Annotated in this window: 17 protein-coding genes; 12 read left to right on the top strand and 5 right to left on the bottom strand. The window is 65.7% G+C overall.

What is annotated here, in order from left to right; all coding sequences use genetic code 11:
* From LXM88_RS32130 to LXM88_RS32150, 5 genes are all read left to right on the top strand, one after another.
* Positions 1 to 1296: a multicopper oxidase family protein gene (locus LXM88_RS32130; RefSeq protein ID WP_262543474.1), complete on the top strand. Its 1296-nt coding sequence runs from the start codon at positions 1 to 3 to the stop codon at positions 1294 to 1296.
* Between the two features lie 78 nt (positions 1297 to 1374).
* Positions 1375 to 1722, top strand: coding sequence for a copper-binding protein (locus LXM88_RS32135; protein WP_262543475.1), 348 nt, complete (start codon positions 1375 to 1377; stop codon positions 1720 to 1722).
* A gap of 14 nt (positions 1723 to 1736) precedes the next feature.
* Positions 1737 to 2117: a copper homeostasis periplasmic binding protein CopC gene (gene copC / locus LXM88_RS32140; RefSeq protein WP_262543477.1), complete on the top strand. Its 381-nt coding sequence runs from the start codon at positions 1737 to 1739 to the stop codon at positions 2115 to 2117.
* Complete coding sequence (locus tag LXM88_RS32145) at positions 2114 to 3055, top strand: copper resistance D family protein (protein WP_262543478.1); 942 nt, start codon at positions 2114 to 2116, stop codon at positions 3053 to 3055. Before copC ends, LXM88_RS32145 begins: the two co-directional genes overlap by 4 nt.
* A gap of 216 nt (positions 3056 to 3271) precedes the next feature.
* Positions 3272 to 5083, top strand: coding sequence for an ExeM/NucH family extracellular endonuclease (locus tag LXM88_RS32150; protein ID WP_262543479.1), 1812 nt, complete (start codon positions 3272 to 3274; stop codon positions 5081 to 5083).
* 254 nt (positions 5084 to 5337) lie between these two features.
* Here LXM88_RS32150 and LXM88_RS32155 read toward each other — a convergent pair whose 3' ends face one another.
* Positions 5338 to 5586, bottom strand: coding sequence for a hypothetical protein (locus tag LXM88_RS32155; RefSeq protein WP_262543480.1), 249 nt, complete (start codon positions 5584 to 5586; stop codon positions 5338 to 5340).
* A 230-nt stretch (positions 5587 to 5816) separates the two neighbouring features.
* On the opposite strand from LXM88_RS32155, the gene LXM88_RS32160 reads away from it, so the two are divergent.
* Together LXM88_RS32160 and LXM88_RS32165 are read left to right on the top strand one after the other, a co-directional pair.
* Positions 5817 to 7664, top strand: a complete 1848-nt coding sequence (locus LXM88_RS32160; RefSeq protein WP_262543481.1) for a S10 family serine carboxypeptidase-like protein — start codon at positions 5817 to 5819, stop codon at positions 7662 to 7664.
* A gap of 43 nt (positions 7665 to 7707) precedes the next feature.
* On the top strand, positions 7708 to 8139 hold the full coding sequence (locus LXM88_RS32165) for a 2-oxoglutarate dehydrogenase (protein WP_262543482.1): 432 nt from the start codon (positions 7708 to 7710) through the stop codon (positions 8137 to 8139).
* A gap of 62 nt (positions 8140 to 8201) precedes the next feature.
* Here the strand turns inward: LXM88_RS32165 and LXM88_RS32170 are convergent, their stop codons facing one another.
* Positions 8202 to 9239, bottom strand: coding sequence for a helix-turn-helix domain-containing protein (locus LXM88_RS32170; RefSeq protein ID WP_262543483.1), 1038 nt, complete (start codon positions 9237 to 9239; stop codon positions 8202 to 8204).
* A 335-nt stretch (positions 9240 to 9574) separates the two neighbouring features.
* Between LXM88_RS32170 and LXM88_RS32175 the strand changes: the two genes are divergently transcribed.
* Both LXM88_RS32175 and LXM88_RS32180 read left to right on the top strand, forming a co-directional pair.
* A complete protein-coding gene (locus LXM88_RS32175) occupies positions 9575 to 10822 on the top strand; it encodes a D-arabinono-1,4-lactone oxidase (protein WP_262543484.1) in 1248 nt (415 codons plus the stop codon).
* Between the two features lie 33 nt (positions 10823 to 10855).
* Positions 10856 to 11635, top strand: a complete 780-nt coding sequence (locus LXM88_RS32180; protein WP_262543485.1) for an SDR family NAD(P)-dependent oxidoreductase — start codon at positions 10856 to 10858, stop codon at positions 11633 to 11635.
* Between the two features lie 87 nt (positions 11636 to 11722).
* On the opposite strand, the gene LXM88_RS32185 is transcribed toward LXM88_RS32180, so the two are convergent.
* Positions 11723 to 12697: a helix-turn-helix transcriptional regulator gene (locus LXM88_RS32185; protein ID WP_262543487.1), complete on the bottom strand. Its 975-nt coding sequence runs from the start codon at positions 12695 to 12697 to the stop codon at positions 11723 to 11725.
* Positions 12698 to 13372: 675 nt separating this feature from the next.
* On the opposite strand from LXM88_RS32185, the gene LXM88_RS32190 reads away from it, so the two are divergent.
* Positions 13373 to 13642, top strand: coding sequence for a DUF4148 domain-containing protein (locus LXM88_RS32190; RefSeq protein ID WP_262543488.1), 270 nt, complete (start codon positions 13373 to 13375; stop codon positions 13640 to 13642).
* A gap of 161 nt (positions 13643 to 13803) precedes the next feature.
* Here LXM88_RS32190 and LXM88_RS32195 read toward each other — a convergent pair whose 3' ends face one another.
* Positions 13804 to 15336 (bottom strand): amino acid permease, encoded by a 1533-nt coding sequence (locus tag LXM88_RS32195; RefSeq protein ID WP_262543489.1) that lies wholly within the window; start codon positions 15334 to 15336, stop codon positions 13804 to 13806.
* A 143-nt stretch (positions 15337 to 15479) separates the two neighbouring features.
* Here LXM88_RS32195 and LXM88_RS32200 point away from each other — a divergent pair, with 143 nt between their 5' ends.
* Complete coding sequence (locus tag LXM88_RS32200) at positions 15480 to 15716, top strand: hypothetical protein (protein ID WP_262543490.1); 237 nt, start codon at positions 15480 to 15482, stop codon at positions 15714 to 15716.
* A 109-nt stretch (positions 15717 to 15825) separates the two neighbouring features.
* On the opposite strand, the gene LXM88_RS32205 is transcribed toward LXM88_RS32200, so the two are convergent.
* Positions 15826 to 16836, bottom strand: coding sequence for a GlxA family transcriptional regulator (locus LXM88_RS32205; protein WP_262543491.1), 1011 nt, complete (start codon positions 16834 to 16836; stop codon positions 15826 to 15828).
* Between the two features lie 88 nt (positions 16837 to 16924).
* Between LXM88_RS32205 and LXM88_RS32210 the strand changes: the two genes are divergently transcribed.
* On the top strand, positions 16925 to 18040 hold the full coding sequence (locus LXM88_RS32210; RefSeq protein ID WP_262543492.1) for a DJ-1/PfpI family protein: 1116 nt from the start codon (positions 16925 to 16927) through the stop codon (positions 18038 to 18040).
* Positions 18041 to 18112 lie beyond the last annotated feature (72 nt).

An 18112-nucleotide genomic window follows, 5' to 3' on the forward strand; every position in this document is an offset into this window, starting at 1 on the left:
ATGGTGTCCCGTCGACAATTTCTCAGCGGCTCGGGCGCCGCGCTGCTGGGCGCCGCGATGGTCAGCAAGGCCGGCGCCGCGTCGCTGCCCGAAGCGCCCACGATGGCGAAGACCGCCACGCAGCCGCCGCTCGTGCCGCCCAACGGCCGGCCATACACGCCCGTCGCGACGCTGAACGGCTGGACGCTGCCGTGGCGGATGAAGAACGGCTGGAAGGAATTCCACCTGACGGCCGAGCCCGTCGTGCGCGAGATGGCGCCCGGCATGAACGCGAACCTGTGGGGCTACAACGGCCAGTCGCCGGGCCCGACGATCGAGGCCGTCGAAGGCGACAAGGTCCGCATCTTCGTGACCAACCGGCTGCCCGAGCACACGACGATCCACTGGCACGGGCTGCGGCTGCCGAACGGGATGGATGGCGTCGGCGGCCTGACGCAGCCGCATATTCCGCCCGGCAAGACCTTCGTCTACGAGTTCCAGCTCGAGTCGCACGGCACGTTCATGTATCACCCGCACGCCGACGAGATGGTGCAGATGGCGATGGGGATGATGGGCATGTTCATCGTGCACCCGAAGGATCGCGGCACGATGCCGGTCGATCGCGACTTCGTGTTCCTGCTCTCCGCGTACGACATCGATCCGGGCAGCTACACGCCGCGCGTGAACGAGATGACGGATTTCAACATGTGGACCTTCAACTCGCGCGTGTTCCCGGGCATCGATCCGCTGCCGGTGCGCGCGGGCGACCGCGTGCGGATTCGTTTCGGCAACCTGACGATGACGAACCACCCGATCCACCTGCACGGCTACAGCTTCGAAGTCGCGGGCACCGACGGCGGCTGGATTCCGCCGGCGGCGCGCTGGCCGGAAGTGACGGCCGACGTCGCGGTGGGCCAGATGCGCGCGATCGAGTTCACCGCCGATCGCCCGGGCGACTGGGCATTCCATTGCCACAAGTCGCATCACACGATGAATGCGATGGGCCACCAGGTACCGAACCTGATCGGCGTGCCGCAGAAGGATCTCGCGAAAAAGATCGGCAAGCTCGTGCCGGACTACATGGCAATGGGCAGCACGGGCGGCGCGATGGGCGGCATGGAGATGCCGTTGCCCGACAACACGCTGCCGATGATGACGGGCACGGGTCCGTTCGGGCCGCTGGAGATGGGCGGCATGTTCACGGTGCTCAAGGTGCGGCAGGGGCTCGGCCGCAACGACTATCGCGATCCGGGCTGGTTCCGGCATCCGAAGGGCACCGTCGCATACGAGTACACCGGCGAATTGCCGGACGGCTGAGCAGCAGCAGGCGGCAGCAGGCGGCGGCCGTGCCGATGCGGCTGCCGGTTTAGATTCACTCACTCAGGAGTAAGCACGATGAAGAAAGGACTGGTTTCGATTGCAATGGGTTGCGCGCTGGCGTTTTCCGCCGCGTCGTACGCGGCCGGCGACATGGCCGGCATGGACATGAGCGGCGGCGCGAAGCAGGGCGCCGACGCGAAGCAGGGCATGTCGCACGGCGAGATCCGCAAGGTCGACACGGCCGCCGGCAGGCTGACGATCAAGCACGGCCCGCTGGACAACCTCGGGATGGATGCGATGACGATGGTGTTCAAGGTGAAGGACCCCGCGATGCTGTCGCAGGTGAAGGCCGGCGACAAGATCGACTTCGTCGCCGAGGACGTAGGCGGCGCGCTGACCGTCGTCGAAATGAAGAAGCTGTGACGCCGGGCATGCACATGAAGATCACGACTCTCAGGCGGCTGGCCGCCTTCGCCGCAGCGGGCGCGATCGTCGCGGCCGCGCCGGTCGCGGCATCGGCGCACGGCAAGCTGGAAAGCGCCGCGCCCGCGACAGGCAGCACGGTCGAGACGGCGCCCGACACGGTGCGTCTTACGTTCAACGAAGACCTCGAACCGACCTTCAGTTCGGTGAAGGTGTCGGACGCGAACGGCAACGCCGTCACGCAGGAAAAGGCGAAGGTCGATGCGTCGAACCCGCGCGTGATGACCGTCGCGATGCCGAAGCTCGCGCCGGGCGCGTACACGGTGCAATGGGTGGCGATGACGGCCGACGCGCATCGCACCAAGGGCACCTATACGTTCAAGGTGAAAGGGTGAACGAGGGCTTCGTCGGCCTGCTGCGGCTCGTATCGGTGGCGGTCCAGAACGCTGGGTTCGCGGTGATCGTCGGCGCGCTGCTCGGCAGTCACTGGCTCGCGCGCGGCACGTCGGCGTGGCAGCACGGCATCGGGCGGCGTCTCGTCGCGACGCTGCGCATCGCGTCCGTCGTGTCGCTGCTCGCGAGCATCACCGCGTTCTGGGCGCACTGCGCGCTGATGAGCGAGGTGTCGATGCTCGAAGCGGGGCCGTCCGTTCGCGCGATGCTCGTGGGCACGGGCTTCGGTCACGCGTGGCTGGCCGGCGCCGTGTTCATGGTCGTCATCGTGTTGCTGTCATTCATCAGGCATGCGAACGATTCGCGCTTTCCGTTCGCGATGTGGGCCGCGCTCGCATGCGTCGCGCTCGCGCGCAGCAACGGCGGGCATCCGGTCGACGCGGGGCTGTTCAGCGTGCCGGTATGGGTCGACTGGCTGCATCTGCTCGCGATCAGCGCGTGGGTCGGGCTCGTGCTCGTGACGGCGTTCGGCGTGATGCCGCGTCTTGCCGGCATGCCTGCGAGCGAACGCGTGACCGGCGCGTCGTTCGTGCAGTCGCTTTCCGACGCGTCGACATACGCGCTGATCGTGCTGTTCGCGACCGGCGCGTACAACGGATGGCGCGGCGTCGATACGCCCGCCAACCTGCTTGCATCGACGTACGGACAGATCCTGCTGCTGAAGCTCGCGCTCGTGCTGATTGCCGCGGTGCTCGGCGGACACAACCGGTTCTTCGGGATGCCGAAGCTGCTGGCCGCGCTGAAGGACCCGGCCGCCGCGATGCCGGCCGGCCCGTTGCGCCGGTTCGGCGCGGTGTTGCGGATCGAGGCGGTCGTGCTGGCCGGCGTGTTGATGGTGGCGGCCGTGCTCGTGTCGAGCGCGTTGCCGGGGACGGTTTAGCGCGGCGGTGTGATGCCGGAGGTCACGCAGGGGAATCGTCGCGAACACGGCGGATTTTTTGTCAGACGATTCCCCTGCGTTTTCAGGCACAACCGGCGCGGGCGGTTGCGATCGCGGCGCGATACCGATAATTACATTGGCCTGTCTGTCGATTACCAAAAACTGTCATTGAGCGCCGCTAAGCTTTCGCCACCCTCACAACCGGGATTCCCCGTCATGCGCTCGACAATCCACCTGTTTGCCCCGCTATTGCTTCTGCCCACGCTCGCTGCCCCGGCGATCGCCGCCACCGCCGCGCCCGTCAGCCCGAACTGCGGCGGCAGCGCGACGCCCATTGCCGATATCCAGGGGCCGGGCGCGCCGTCGCCGCTGGCCGGCCAGAACGTGTCGATCGAAGCCGTCGTCACCGCCGATTTCGGCGGTACGGACGGCTTCGGCGGCTTCTTCGTCCAGCAGGCCGACGCGCAGCGCCGCAACCAGCCGGGCGTGTCCGAAGGCCTGTTCGTCTATGCGCCGAAAGTGCGCGCGAAGGCCGGCGATCTCGTGCACGTGACGGGCAAGGTCGAGGAGAAATACGGGCAGACGCAGCTCACGCAGTCGGGTGCGATCGCGGTGTGCGCGAACGGCCAGACCGTCACGCCCGCGACGCTCACGCTGCCGGTCGACAGCCCGAACGCATTCGCCGCGTATGAAGGGATGCTCGTGCGCCTGCCGCAGACGCTGAACGTGACCGACAACTACGAGCTCGGCCGCTACGGCAGCGTGTTGCTCAGCAACGGCCGCCTGCGCACGCCGACGAGCGTCGTGCCGCCCGCCCAGGCGCAGACGCAGATCGACGCGAACGCGCGCAACCGCCTGGTCCTCGACGACGGTTCGAACAAGCAGAACCCCGCGACCGTGCCGTATCCGGCGCCGGGCCTGTCGGCCGCGAACACGCTGCGCGCGGGCTACACGGTGCGCGACGTCGAAGGCGTGCTCGAAGTGCGTTACGGCGCATGGCGCGTGCAGCCGCTGCCCGGCGCGGCCGTGCCGGCATTTGAAACGCGCACGAACCCGCGCACCAACGCACCCGCGCGCGATCCGAAATCGAACCTGCGCGTTGCGTCGTTCAACGTCCTCAACTACTTCAACGGCAACGGTCTGGGCGGCGGCTTCGACGATCCGAACAATCGCGGTGCGAAGAACTACCCGGAATTCCAGCGTCAGGAAGCGAAGATCGTCAGCGCGCTGAAGGCGCTCGACGCCGACGTGATCGGCCTGATGGAAGTCCAGAACAACGGCTATGGCGAACTGAGCGCGGTGCGCCAGCTCGCGGCGAAGCTCGGCAACCACTGGCGCGTCGTCGATCCGGGCACATCGCGCCTCGGCGGCGATGCGATCGCGGTTGCGATGATCTACGACAGCCGCAAGGTCGAACCGGTCGGCCGCGCGGCCACGCTCGCGATCGACGACAAGAACCGCCAGCCGCTCGCGCAGTCGTTCCGCCGCATCGGCGGCAAGCAGGCGCTGACGATCGCGGTGAACCACCTGAAGTCGAAGAACTGCCCGGACGCCGCCAACGACGATCTCGACCAGGGCGATGGCCAGGGTTGCTGGAACCCGACGCGCACGCGCGCGGCGGCGAAGGTCGCAGACTGGCTCGCCGGCACGCCGACGGGTGTCGCGGGCCAGGGCGTGCTGCTGATTGGCGACTTCAACAGCTACACGCATGAAGACCCGATCCGCACGCTCGAATCGCGCGGCTATCGCAACCTCGTCGCGCGCTGGATCGGCGCGAACGCGTACAGCTACGTGTACAACGGCGAAGCCGGCTATCTCGATCATGCGCTCGCGACGCTGCCGCTCGCATCGCACGTGAAGGCCGTGCACGAATGGCACATCAACGCGGACGAGCCGCTCGCGCTGCAGTACACGCTCGCGTACAAGTCGGCCGAGCAGCAGAAGACGTTCTACGCGCCGGATGCGTATCGTTCGTCGGATCACGATCCGGTGCTGATCGATATCGCGCTGCCGGGCGGCGGGCATTGATGGCGGGTTGAGTATTGGCGATGGACGACGTGCGGCACTGCCGCGCGTCGTTGCGCGGGCGGCGGCGTGTGTAGTGCGCGCCGCTCGCACTGCGGAAAAGCCGGTCGGAAATCGGGTAAATAATTCCACCGCGGCCGATGAAAATTAACGGAATCGGTATTTTATGGATGGCGAGGCGTACATAAGCCCCAGGATTAAAGAACAGTAGAAGTGAATCGAATCATCGAATCGCATATACATGCCACCACACTTTCTTAATCGATTGCGAATAATAAAAATGAAAGAAAAATCGAGTCGATCTGAAGGCTTTCGTGGCGCCGCATCAATACGGCAAAGGCTTCTGCGCTGTGCGGGAAAAGTAAAATATTCGGTGCAGTATTGCCGATAAAGCGCACCTTGCACGAATAATCCCGTATTTCTTTCAAATGCCAGACACTGGCCGGCCTTCGCATCATTACGGGATTTTTAATATCGGAATGATCTTTGACAACGCGGCGCAGCACCGCCTATTTTGTCGATGTCGTAAATTTCGGTAATCAGAAAAGAAGTCCAAACTGCAGGGGGCGGTTCAAGCACGATTCTCGCCAGCAGTTTGCTGTGTCTGTATCACGTTCAGTCTCTTGAAGCAGTCCGATCCCAACCGCCTTATGCGCGAGTGGCGGGTGTTGCTGCGCGTCTCGCCGGCGAAGGCGGCCTTTGTGAAGCGGTATCCGAACCAAATCAAAGGGCAGAGATGAAATCAGACAGGAGCTGTACCGGCAGCCGCCGTGGTCGTCACGGCCGGTTGGCCGGGCTAGGCGCATTGTCCGTCATGACACTGGCGCTCGCCGCATGCGGCGGCGACGATTCGTCGTCCGTCGGCGCGTCGAGCCTCGCGCAGGCGACAGCCAGCCAGCAGGCCAGCGCACAAGCGGCCAGCAGTCAGGCGCCGGCGGCCAACCAGCCTTACGTCGATCAGGTCGCGTATTCGATGAATGCGACCGACGGCCTCGCCGCCGCGCAGGTGTCCGAGAAAGCGGCGGTCATGCATTACCAGTGGAAGTCCGGCGGCACGACCATCAACTACACGACGACCACCGGCCACCTGACCGCGCAGGACGCGAACGGCAATGCGGAAGCGTCGATGTCGTATGTCGCGTACACCGCGCCGAGCACGAACGGCAAGCCGCGCCCCGTCACGTTCGTGTATAACGGCGGCCCCGGCTCGTCGTCGATCTGGCTGCGCCTCGGCTCGTTCGCACCGACCCGCGTTGCCACGCCCGACCCGCTGTTCGGCAGCAACTGGCCGAACTATCCGCTCGTGGACAACGCCGAAAGCCTGATCGACACCACCGACCTCGTGTTCATCGACCCGCCGGGCACCGGGCTGTCGGAAGCCGTGTTGCCGAACACCAACCAGAAGTACTGGGGTTCCGACGCGGACGTGAACATCATGCGCGACTTCATCCAGCGCTACCTGAACGTCAACAGCCGCAGCACGTCGCCGATCTACCTGTACGGCGAATCGTACGGCACGCCGCGTACCGACATGCTGGCGCTTGCGCTCGAATCGGCCGGCGTGCACCTGACGGGCATCGTGCTGCAGTCGGCGATCCTGAACTACTTCGCGGATGCGGTGGAAGCGGTGGCGATCACGCAGTCCACGGAAGGGCTGCTGCTCGAAACCGATACGGTGGCAGGCTATCTGCCCGGTTATGCGGCGGTCGCGGCGTACTTCAACCAGGTATCGCCGGCGCCGGTGAACCAGGCTTTGTACGCACTGCAGACGGAACTGTTCACGACGCTGATCTACAACCAGCTGCAGAAGTACTCGCAGTCGTGGGTGTTGAGCCAGCTCGGCATTCCGGATGCGCTCGGCACGCCGGTGTTCCCGAGCGATGCGACGCTCCAGCTGTGGTCGATCCCGTCGAGCCTGACGCAACAGGCGCTGCGCGGCTACTTCAACGCGAACCCGTTCGGCACGAGCATGTTGCCCGGAACGACGATCGGCCGGTATGACGGACGCGTGTCGTTGCCGAACTCCGATCCGCGGCTGCAGAACGACGGCGACCCGTCCGACATCCTGATCTCGCAGCCGTTCACGAACGCGCTCGCGACGCAGATGCCGGACTACCTCGGCTACACCGCGCCGAACGCGACCTACCTGCCGCTGAACGACAACATCATCGGCGTATGGGACTTCTCGCACGACGGCCAGCCGATGCCCGACACGATCCCCGATCTGCTCGGCGCACTGCAGCTCAACCCGAAGCTTCGCGTGCTCGCGGAGAATGGCTTCCACGATCTCGCGACGCCGTTCTTCAACACCGAGAAGCAACTCGCGCGGCTGCAGACGGTGAAGGGCCTGAATCCGAAGCTGCAGGTGAACTTCTTCCAGGGCGGTCACATGACTTATCTGGACGATGTCGCCCGTCCGCAGATGAAGCGTGACCTGAAGACGTTCTACAAGGGCGCGCGGATTCCGACGGCGCTGACGCTGCATACGCTTCCGCCGCCGTGGCCGGACGAGAACCCGCCCAGCGTGCCGACCGGCAGCGTCCCGGGCGCGACGGCCGCGACGACGCTGGCGGCGGCCCCTTGAGCGACGGACTCCTTGTCAGAGGAACCCTCTATTCATCCATTGAATGCGAGTGATCATGTCCCTAATCAAATTGATTCGGCGGTTGTCTGCGTTGATCGTCCTCGGTGCTGTCGTGAGCAGCGTCTACGCATTGCCGCCGCAGGCGGTGGCGCCGGTGAAGCTGCCGCATGGCGGGCGCGGTGTCGACGGTCCGTTCTTTCCTGCCACGCGTGCGGCGCCGGTGTTGCCGTCGACCGGTGCGACGCTGCAGCAGCAGGCGCAGCGGCGCGTCGACGCGAGGCTCGGCGCCAATACGGTGCTGAGCAACGGCGCGGCGGTGACGAAGGCGCAGGCGCAGAGCAGCGGGCTCGGTTTCGTGTCGAAGCACTTCGACGAGATCGATGCGAAGCACACGGGCCGCGTGACGATGAGCGACGTACGGCAGTTCATCCAGCAGCGGCAGGTGCAGGCGCAGCAGGAACAGCAGGACGAGTGACGTAGCGGGCAGGGCGGCGGCCGGTGCGAGGTCGGCACCGGCCGCCGAACCGCGCTACGTGTTCAGGTTGCGTGGCGCGCGTAGCGCCTGGCCGTGGCCGACGGCAACTCGCCGAACATCGCGCGATAGTCTTGCGCGAAACTGCTCAGGTGCCAGAAGCCCCATTTGGTCGCGGCGGACGTCACGGATTCGCCGAGCCGAAGCTCGCGACGTGCGTGATTCAGTCGAACGGCCCGCAGATAGGCAATGGGGTTCAGGTTGAGCGCGTCGTGGAATGCATACTGCGCGGTGCGCCGGCTGATGCCGAGTTGCACGCACAGTTCGGCGATCGACAGCGGGCAGGTCGATGCGTCCTGAAGCCGCTCCTGCACGGCGTTGACCAGCGACCAGTACTTCGTCGGGCGCGCGGCTTGCGCGCCGGCCTCCGGCGCGGCCGCCGTCAACACTTCCGAGATCGCATACAGGACGGTGCGCTCCAGCAGTTCGATCCGGTCGTGCGTCGTCGCGTCTTCGACGGAGGTGCTTTTCGCCGCGGCGGCCAGCGTCCGGCGCAGCAGGTCGCGAAGCTGGTCCGCAACGCAGGCGGGCATCGGGATCAGCGGCGCGAGGGTGCGTGCGCGCAGCGATGCGGCGACCGTGCGCATCGCTTGCGTCGACAGCTTGTCGGGCTCGATTTCGACATTCACGAGCACATGCCGGTCGGGCGAGTAGAACTCGAATGCCGGCAGGCTCGAGAACACGTGCAGGCTGTCGCGCCCGCTCTTCTCGCCGCACATGCGCGCGTGGCCTTCCAGCTCCAGCGGCACGGCCACGGCGATCCGGTCCGGCGGTACCGCGCCCCGCTGCAGGATCACCTTGTCGAGGTCCTCGACCAGCAGCTTGATGCCGCCCAGCGACACGATCGACGACGAGCCATGAAACAGGCCGCCCGAGATCTGCGTGTAATTCAGGTTCCAGCCTTCGAACGACCGCGCCTGTTCCTCCACGTCGGTGAACGCGCAGAACGCGACCGTTCGCGCGAACAGCGGGGCGCCAGAGAAATCGCTCGGGTGGGCAGACGGCGTCATCGGGGCGGAAAGGGGCGGGCCGGGTCGATTCATTGTAGCCGCTTGATGAGCCGGTCAAAAAGCGCAGCCTCGTGGAAACCCTCGCTTGCCGAAATCCGATAGTGGAAAGCGTTTCGGCAACCTACCTTTGGCATGAATACGACGCAACGGCCGGGCGCCCGGGGACGTCCCCGGGCACGCGAACGAGGACCAGCCGCCCGCCGGCATGCGTGCGCTGCCGCGCGCCTGTGCGGACCTGAAAGAGGCGTACCCGCGCGCGTCGAGTTTCACCGAGCGGTCCGGCGGGGCGGCGGGGCGGCCAACCGCCATCCGCCAACCCGCCGAGCCATGCCGACAACGCACCGCGGTGCCTATCTGGAGAGACATCGATGGAACTTCCCCGTGGCGGATTCTGGAGAAACTGGGTTGGCAACCAGTCGTGCGTGGCCGCGCACCTGGCGTCGCCGACCAGCGAGGCCGAGATCGCGGAGCTGGTGCGCACCGCGACGCGCCAGGGCAAGCACGTCCGTTGCTCGGGGTCGGGGCACTCGTTCACGCCGATCGTCGCGACGAGCGGCCTGCTGCTGTCGCTTCAGGACTACCAGGGCATCGTCGATGTCGATGAAGCGCGCAAGCGCGTGACGGTGAAGGCCGGCACCAAGCTCAATGCGGTGACGCGTCACCTGAAGGACATCGGCCTGTCGCTCGTCAACCAGGGCGACATCGATTCGCAGGCGATTGCCGGCGCGTTCGCCACCGGCACGCACGGCACGGGGACGACGCTGAGCAACCTGTCGTCGCAGGTCGTCGGGATGCGCATCGTGCGCCCCGACGGCTCGATCATGGAAGTGAGCGACGGGAAGGACCTCGACCTGCTCCATGCGACGCAGGTGAATATCGGCATGTTCGGCGTGGTCTCGGAGATGACGCTGCAGGTGACCGACGCGTTCTGGCTGCACGACCGTGTCTGGCGCGAGGACTTCGAAGCGCTGATGGAGCAATACGACGACCTGGCGGCGCAGCATCGGCATTTCGGCTTCTTCTGGTGTCCGACGTCCGAAAGCCGCCACCTGTACTGCCTGCCCGACACCGCCAAGGTGTCGAATTCGAAGAAAGACTACGACGTGTGCGAGATCAAGGTGATGGATGTCACCGCCGAGCGCACGTTCCATGAAGGCGAGCACGAGAAGATCGCCTACAGCTCCGAGGTGTATGCGATCCACTACGTGCCGAACTTCCACGAGCTCGAGTACGCGGTGCCCGCGCAACACGGCAAGGAAGCGCTGCGCCGCGTCCGCGACCTCATTCTCACGAAACACCGCGACTGCATTTTCCCGGTCGAGTACCGCTTCACGAAGGGCGACCCGGCGTGGATCAGCCCGTTCAACCACCAGGACAGCGTCACCATTTCATGCTCCGGCGGCCCGAACGGCGTCGACTACTGGCCGTTCCTGAAGGACGTCGACGACATCCTGCGCGACTACGACTCGCGTCCGCACTGGGGCAAGCTGCACTTCACGAACCGCGAAGACGTGGACCGCTGGTTCCCCAAGGCAGAAGCATTCCGCGCGCTGCGCCGCAGCGTGGACCCCGAAGGCTACTTCCTCAACGATCATCTTCGGACGCTGTTCAGTTGAGCGTGCCGATCGAACCAGACAGGAGAACGAAGCATGAATGCAAGGATTGACGGCCGCCTGGCCGGCAAGGTCGCCATCGTGAGCGGCGGCGCCGGCGGATGCGGCGGCGCTGCGTCGGAGCTGTTCGCCGCCCAGGGCGCGAAGGTCGCGATCGTCGACCGGGACGGCGACGCCGCCGAAGCGCTCGCGTCGAGGCTGCGCGATGCCGGCCTGCAGGCGATCGGCCTGGGCGCCGACGTGTCGAAACAGGCGGAGGTCCGGCAGGCCGTCGATGCGGCGCGGGAGCAGTACGGCAATGCGGACATCCTGTTCAATCACGCGGGGACGCTGATCGTCAAACCGTTCCTCGACATCGAGGAGTCGGAATGGGACTGGCTGATGGGCGTGAACGTCAAGAGCATGTTCCTGATGACGAAGGCGGTGCTGCCGCAGATGCTCGAGAACGGGCGTGGCAGCATCGTGTGTACGTCGTCGATCTCCGCGGTCTGCGCGACGCCGGGCGAAGTGCTGTACGACGCGACCAAGGGTGCGTGCCACATGTTCGCGCGGGCCATCGCGGTCGAGTATCGCGACCGCGGGATTCGCTGCAACGCGCTGGCGCCGGGGTTCATCCGCACGCCGCACGGGATGCGCGAGCTCAAGGACCTGCAGGCGATGGGCGTCGACGCAACCGAAGCGGCGATCGCGATTCAGCAGGGCCGGCTGTGCGAGCCGTCGGAAGTCGCGGCGGCCGCGCTGTTCCTGGCGTCCGACGAGTCGAGTTTCGTCAACGGCACCCACCTGTTCGTCGACAACTGCTTTTCCGCCGTCTGATTCGACGATGCCGGGCGAAATCGGCGCGAGCGAAGTTGCCGTGCCGTGCGGTGGCGGCTGCGCTTTCGACGCGACACACGTGCGACGCTAGTCGTGCTGGCCAACGCGAAAGACGCTGCGCAATTCGTCGTGGTTGTGCACGTTGAGCTTGCGGTAGATCTTTCGTACATGATCGACGACGGTGCTGTCGCGCAGCGCGAGGCCGCGCGCGATGGCGGTTTGCGAGTGACCGAGGACGAGTAGCGAACAGAGCTGCCGTTGTCGTTCCGTCAGGCCGAACTCGAAGCCGAGTCGCTCGATTTCCAGTTCGTGCGGGCGGAAATGCTCGATGTAGATCACGATCGCCTGTTCGCAGTGCATCGCGCCCGCATGCGCAAAGCGATAGGCCTTGAATTGGAAGCGGCCGGCCGCATTGCGGCGTTCCATCGTGGCGGGTGCCACCGGGAGGCCGCACCAGATGCGATTGACGTTCGTCAGCAGCGGCGCAAGCCAGTTCGGAAAGCAGTCGCGACGATAGAACGCAAGCGGTTCGCCGGAAGCGAGCGCCAGCATTCTGGTGCTGTCCTCGCTCTGCAGCAAGACCTTCCCGGTGTTGTCGATGACCATGATCGCCGACTGGCTGCCTTCCGCTTCGTGCGGCGGCTGGCGTATCGGGCATGAAAGCGCATGCGCGATATGGCGCGCGAAGGGCGCGATGTCGCGATGATTCTTTTCCGAGAACGGGCGTGCGCCGGGCGCGCGGCACAATTTCAGGCTTCCCCAGCCACGGGTGCCGTCTGTCGCCGTCAGCTCGAGACAATGCCGCATGCCGACCGGCCGCCACAGCTCCGCATACATGGCACTCTTCAGCAGCGCGGCGTCGTAACGGGCGCTGTTTTCGAAGCCGCGGCCGCGGCGCATCGCATCCGAGAACGTGACGCCGAGCACTTCCTGTTTTTCGGTGTTGTGGACGTCGGCAAAGTAGATGGGCAGGACTTGATAGACGGCGTCGTTTTCACTGTAGACGTCCGATACGGCATAGTGCTCGTCGGTATAGAAGAACATGCCCCAGTCGGCGCCCACGATGCGCCGCGTCGCTTCAACCACATGAGGAATGACGAGGCGCGGTTCGATGCCGAGCGAACATAGTCGCCGGATGTGGCCCGCTAGCGCGACATACTTGTCGGACATGGTGAGCCCCTTGAGCTACGGTGGGCTTGCACGCGACTGCGTCGCAACGCGGGCCGCTTGCGCCTTGCGCATACGGTGTCCAGTTTAGGCCGTCAATTTGACAAATTCCCAAATTGCCCCCTCGTCAGGGGGCGTTAAACCGGCAGGCCGATCTCTATCATTAATCCATTCCTGCCGGTTGCCGCGCACGGTGCGCGGTAGCTCGAAGCGCGAGATCCGCCCGATCGCGGATGCGCCACAGGAGCGTTCGATCTGCGTTGCGGCACGACGCGCAGGCAAGAGCGTGCGCTAGCTGCTGCGACGCATTGCTGCGCATTCGCATTCGAATGTGCTGGTCCGGGGGATGTTACAGGAGGACCCGAAGGTCGCTCGATGGAACCTCGAACGTGCGAAGCCGGCCGATGACTGGCGTGACGCAGCAGAATGCTCGCGATTCGCGACGAGCGATGCATGCCGTCACGGCCGATGTTGTCGCATCGGCGAGGTGTGACGATTCGCGCGGACGGCCGGACATCGGCTCCGTCCACGCTGGATGAGTCGAATTGTCTTTTCATATGAGGTGCCACGATGAAGACGATGTACAAGGCGGCGCTGGCCGCCGTTTGCATGCTGGGTGCGGCCGGGCTTGCCCGGGCGGACGGCGGAGCCGACGCGAGCCCCGGCACGCCCTCGGATGCAGCGATCAGCGCCACCGCAGTGGGCTCCATGCCCAGTGCCGGGTCGCAGGCGGGCGGCCCCGCAGCGATCACGCGCGCCCAGGTGAAGCAGGAACTGATTCGCGCGCAGAAGTCGGGCGAGCTCGAGCGGATGAATCAGTTCTACGGCGGCGGGGAATAGGGGCGGCGTGACGAACCAGCGCGGCCGCCCGGACCATCGGCGGCCGCGTGGTCGGTGCGCTGGTTGTACGCGAGGTCTGTTGCGACCGGCAACGCGACCCTCGCGACGATCACGGGCGTGACACCTGCGCATCGGCGGTTTCAGCCCGTTTCAAAGACGCTTCAGACGGACGGATCGACGTTCGCCTCGAGTTCGCGGATGCGCTCGAGGTTCCGCGTGTCCTTCAGCACCGGCGGCCCGGCGAAGGTGTTGCGCACCCCGAAGCCGTACCAGATCACCATGAGCGCCGCCACGAAACCGACGAGCACGTAGAGCACCTTTTCATTCGGCGGCTGGATGCCGACATACGCGAGCACACAGGCGCCGACCAGCGCGAGCAACGCACACGGCTTCGACCAGATGCCCAGTTGGAACGGACCTTTTTCGGTCCACGTGCGGCCTTCGGCCAGCATCCCCGAGCCGAGCGGCATCGCATACGAGATGAACAGGAACACCGCGCTTCCGGCACTCAGCACCGAGAACGCGTCGCCGTACAGCGTGACGACGATCGCGAGCACCGCACACGTCCAGATCGCGGGCCCGGGCGTCCGGTGCGTGTGGTTCACGCTGCGCAGCAGCTTCGACGCCGGCAGCCCGCCGTCGCGCGCGAACGCATACACCATCCGCGACGTCGACATGATCGCGGCGAGCCCGCACACGTAGTTGATGAAGAACATCGCGAGTTCGAGACAGACGCGCAAGGTCTTCGGAATCGGCGCGAGTATCGCTTCGAAAAAGCCGGTGCCCTGTTTCATGCTGGCGGTCAGGTCGGGCATCACCAGCACGAACGCGCACACCATCACGTAGCCGAAGATCGCGGACCAGAACACCGACCCGATGATGCCGCGCGGCACGTTCCTGGCCGCATCGTGGGTCTCTTCCGACGTATGCGCGGAAGCGTCGAAGCCGGTGATCGTGTAGGTCACCAGCAGCAGGCCCGACAGGAACGCGAGCGGCGTGGCCTGCTTCGGCCACGCACCGCCGTCGACACCGGTGAAATTGGTGAAGGTGACCAGCCGGTGCGCATCGAACGCGACAGGCGAGTAGTAGAGCAGCGAAACGACCAGCGCGATCGTCACCACGAAAATCAGGTAGCCCGACAGGTCGGTGATCCTGCTTGCGATCCTGATGCCGCGTGCGTTCAGGATCGCCTGCGAGATCGTGATGAACGCGATGAACGCCGTTTGATGCCACCAGGTCAGGCTGTCCGGACTGACGCCGAACATCGGCGCGATCAGCGTCTTGAAGAACGGATCGTAGGTGCCGAAGTTGATCGCGGCGATCACGAAGATGAGGCCGATCAGGTTGAGCCACGCCGTCATCCACCCCCACTTCTTCCCGCCGAGGATCGCGCCCCAGTGATAGAGGCCGCCGGCCGTCGGGAACGCGGACGCGATCTGCGACATCGACACGGCGACGATCAGCGCGAACAGCGAACCCAGCGGCCAGCCCAGGCCGATCGATGCGCCGCCGGTGGCGGAAAACGCGAGCTGAAACGCGGTAATGCCGCCCGACAGGATGCAGATCACCGAAAACGACACGGCGAAGTTCGAGAAACCGCTCATACGTCTCGACAGTTCCTGCGCATAGCCCATCTTGTGCAGGAGGCTTACGTCACTGTCGGTGCCTGAATCAGGCGGGATTCTTGCATCCATGTTCGCTCCGTCACGAATGTCCTGCGTGGCAGGACTGTCATCGCCGCCCGGGCCTTGTGCGACGGCCCGCTCCTGGACTTCGTCGGCGGCACGCGATGCCGCGGTTGAACGGCAATCGCGTTCCGGCCCGACGCGTGAACGGTATGAAGCCAAATTTCCGGTCAATATCGGATTTCGGCAATGTAGTGAAAATCCGGATGCGTGCACTGTTTGAGGGCGTGCCTGCCCGTTCCTTTTCGTCCCGAGTGCCGGATGAAGCACGGATGCACCGCATTTGCCGAAATGCGATCGCCGTGGAACAAGCGGCCTCCCGGCGTGGCGTCAACCTGCACGCCGGCCGGATGTCGGGCGGGGTCGTCGAGCCGTCCGTTTCGGTGTGAAGCGGCAGCTTACGATCTGATTCGGCGCGAACCTGCCGGTGACCGCACTCGTCGTCGGAGCGGCGGGCATCGTGGCTCGATCGCTACGGACGCCGAATCCGGTGACGGCCTATTCCGCCTGCCGCTTGTCGCGTCGCTGCCCGAAGCGCGCACGATAGTCGCGCGGCGATGTGCCGACCCGTTTCGCGAACGCGCGCTGCAACGCGTCCACGCTGCCGAATCCCGAACGTTCCGCGATCCGTTCGAGCGGCCAGTCGGCGCGCTCCAGCAACACCTTTGCGCGCTCGACCCGCGCTGCCAGCACGTATTGCGCGGGCGAGCGTCCGGTCTCCTTGAAGAAATTGCGCGCAAACGTCCGTTCGCTCATGTGCATGCGGGCGGCCAGCGCGGTTACGCCAAGATCGCCGGTCGGATCGTCGGCGATTTCGGTGAGCAGCGAGCGCATGCGCGGCGTCGCGCTCGACTGGATGTCGAGTCCGACGCTGAACTGCGCTTGTCCGCCGGGGCGGTGCATGAACAGCACGAGTTCGCGTGCGACCGCGAGCGCGGTCGGCGCACCGCAGTCCGCCTCGACGAGTGCGAGACACAGGTCGATGCCGGCTGTCACGCCGGCCGAGGTATGGAACGGCGGGTCGCTCACGTAGATCGCGTCCGGCTCGACCCGTGCTTCAGGACACAGTGCCTGTAGCGCCGCACATTGGTTCCAGTGCGTGGTCGCACGTTTGCCGTCCAGCCATCCGCCGGCGCCGAGCACGAACGCGCCCGTGCAGATGCTCGCGATTCGCCGCGTGCTCGCGATCCGCGTGCGCAGCCACGGCAGCACGCCGGCATCCGACGCGGCGTGTCGCAGCGCCGCTTCGTTGCCGCCGGCGACGATGATCGTGTCGATACGCCCGGGCAGTGCCGCAAGTGCGGTCGGACCGGCGAGGCGCAGGCCCGCGTGCGTGACGATGTCGTCGCCGTCTTGCGATGCGAGCGTGAGCCGGTACGGCACGGCATGGCCGGGAAGGTAACGGTTCGCGACCGCGAACACTTCCATCGGACCCGTGATGTCGAGTGACTGGACGCCTTCGAAGCCGACGACAACGATGTCGCGTGCCGAACCGGTTGACTGGGACATGGCAGAAAGTGCGGTGGAGTTGTCCTTGTGACCGCGAGCATGATCCTTGTAATTTCCCGGACATGCAATCGATTGACGCGGGTGGGCGATGCGGGAACGGAAGACAAGCTGGGCGATGCGCCCGACGGCGGTGCTGCTCGTGTGCGGGATGCTTGGCGCGTGGGCGTTGGGGCGGCCGGTGCAGACGATGGCGGAGGACACGCTGCCGGTGGTACGAACGCTGACGACAAGCGCGCCGAAGGAGGGCCGCAGGCGTCCTCTCGTTGCGATCGTCGCGGACAACGCGGGAACGGAGACGACCGATTTCATCGTCCCTTACGCGATTCTGAAAACGTCCGGTGCGGCCGATGTCATTGCCGTGTCGGCCGACGAAGGCGCTGTCGAACTGATGCCCGCGCTGCGCATGCTGGCCGATACCACGTTCGACCGGTTCGACGCCACCGTCCCGTCGGGTGCGGATGTCGTGATCGTGCCCGCACTGCATCGTGCCGACCGGCCCGCGGTGCTGGCGTGGCTGCGCAAGCAGGCCGGCGCCGGCGCAACGATGGTGGCGATCTGCGACGGCGCAGAGGTTCTCGCGAACGCCGGCCTGCTGCGACATCGCACCGCGACGTCTCACTGGTATTCGCGCGACCGCCTGCGTCGTCGGTTTGCCGATACGGTGTGGGTCGACGATCGTCGTTATGTGATGGACGGCGACGTCATGACGACAACCGGCGTGTCGGCGTCGATTCCCGCTTCGCTTGCATTGGTGAGTGCGCTGGGCGGGCCGGCAGCGGCCCGCGAGACTGCGCGGAAGCTCGGCGCGCAAGCATGGAGCGATGTGCACGACGGTAGCCGGTTCGTGTTGACCTCGCGTGCTGTAGCGACCGCGCTGATGAATCGCGTCGCGTTCTGGCGGCATGAGACGTTCGACCTTCCGGTCGGGAACGGGCTTGACGAACTTTCGGTTGCGTTGACAGCCGACGCCTGGGCGCGGACCTGGCGCAGCGACGTTGTCGCGACGGCGGACGCGCACGTGATCGAGTCGAAGCACGGGCTGCGCTTGCTGACGCAGCCGGCAAATATCCGGCACGAGCGCGTGACGATTCCGGACGATCGGCGTGGCGAAGCGGTGCTTCCCGGCGTCCTCGCAGATATCGCGGCACGCTACGGTGACGCGACGTCAGGCTGGGTCGCGCTGCAACTGGAGTATCCGAGGTAGTTGCTGCAGCGCGCGGCGCCGGGCGGCGCTGGGACATCCTCGCGTGGAATGCCGCTGCGGCCGACCTGCTCG

It is taken from the genome of Burkholderia sp. S-53 (assembly GCF_025560745.1).
Lineage (GTDB): Bacteria > Pseudomonadota > Gammaproteobacteria > Burkholderiales > Burkholderiaceae > Burkholderia > Burkholderia pyrrocinia.

Excerpts from the sequence above, each read along its gene's own strand:
- LXM88_RS32130 (WP_262543474.1), top strand. The coding sequence starts at position 1 with ATGGTGTCCCGTCGACAATTTCTCAGCGGCTCGGGCGCCGCGCTGCTG.
- LXM88_RS32135 (WP_262543475.1), top strand. The coding sequence starts at position 1,375 with ATGAAGAAAGGACTGGTTTCGATTGCAATGGGTTGCGCGCTGGCGTTT.
- copC (WP_262543477.1), top strand. The coding sequence starts at position 1,737 with ATGAAGATCACGACTCTCAGGCGGCTGGCCGCCTTCGCCGCAGCGGGC.
- LXM88_RS32150 (WP_262543479.1), top strand. The coding sequence starts at position 3,272 with ATGCGCTCGACAATCCACCTGTTTGCCCCGCTATTGCTTCTGCCCACG.
- LXM88_RS32160 (WP_262543481.1), top strand. The coding sequence starts at position 5,817 with ATGAAATCAGACAGGAGCTGTACCGGCAGCCGCCGTGGTCGTCACGGC.
- LXM88_RS32165 (WP_262543482.1), top strand. The coding sequence starts at position 7,708 with ATGCGAGTGATCATGTCCCTAATCAAATTGATTCGGCGGTTGTCTGCG.
- LXM88_RS32170 (WP_262543483.1), bottom strand. The coding sequence starts at position 9,239 with ATGAATCGACCCGGCCCGCCCCTTTCCGCCCCGATGACGCCGTCTGCC.
- LXM88_RS32175 (WP_262543484.1), top strand. The coding sequence starts at position 9,575 with ATGGAACTTCCCCGTGGCGGATTCTGGAGAAACTGGGTTGGCAACCAG.
- LXM88_RS32180 (WP_262543485.1), top strand. The coding sequence starts at position 10,856 with ATGAATGCAAGGATTGACGGCCGCCTGGCCGGCAAGGTCGCCATCGTG.
- LXM88_RS32190 (WP_262543488.1), top strand. The coding sequence starts at position 13,373 with ATGAAGACGATGTACAAGGCGGCGCTGGCCGCCGTTTGCATGCTGGGT.
- LXM88_RS32195 (WP_262543489.1), bottom strand. The coding sequence starts at position 15,336 with ATGGATGCAAGAATCCCGCCTGATTCAGGCACCGACAGTGACGTAAGC.
- LXM88_RS32200 (WP_262543490.1), top strand. The coding sequence starts at position 15,480 with ATGAAGCCAAATTTCCGGTCAATATCGGATTTCGGCAATGTAGTGAAA.
- LXM88_RS32205 (WP_262543491.1), bottom strand. The coding sequence starts at position 16,836 with ATGTCCCAGTCAACCGGTTCGGCACGCGACATCGTTGTCGTCGGCTTC.
- LXM88_RS32210 (WP_262543492.1), top strand. The coding sequence starts at position 16,925 with ATGCGGGAACGGAAGACAAGCTGGGCGATGCGCCCGACGGCGGTGCTG.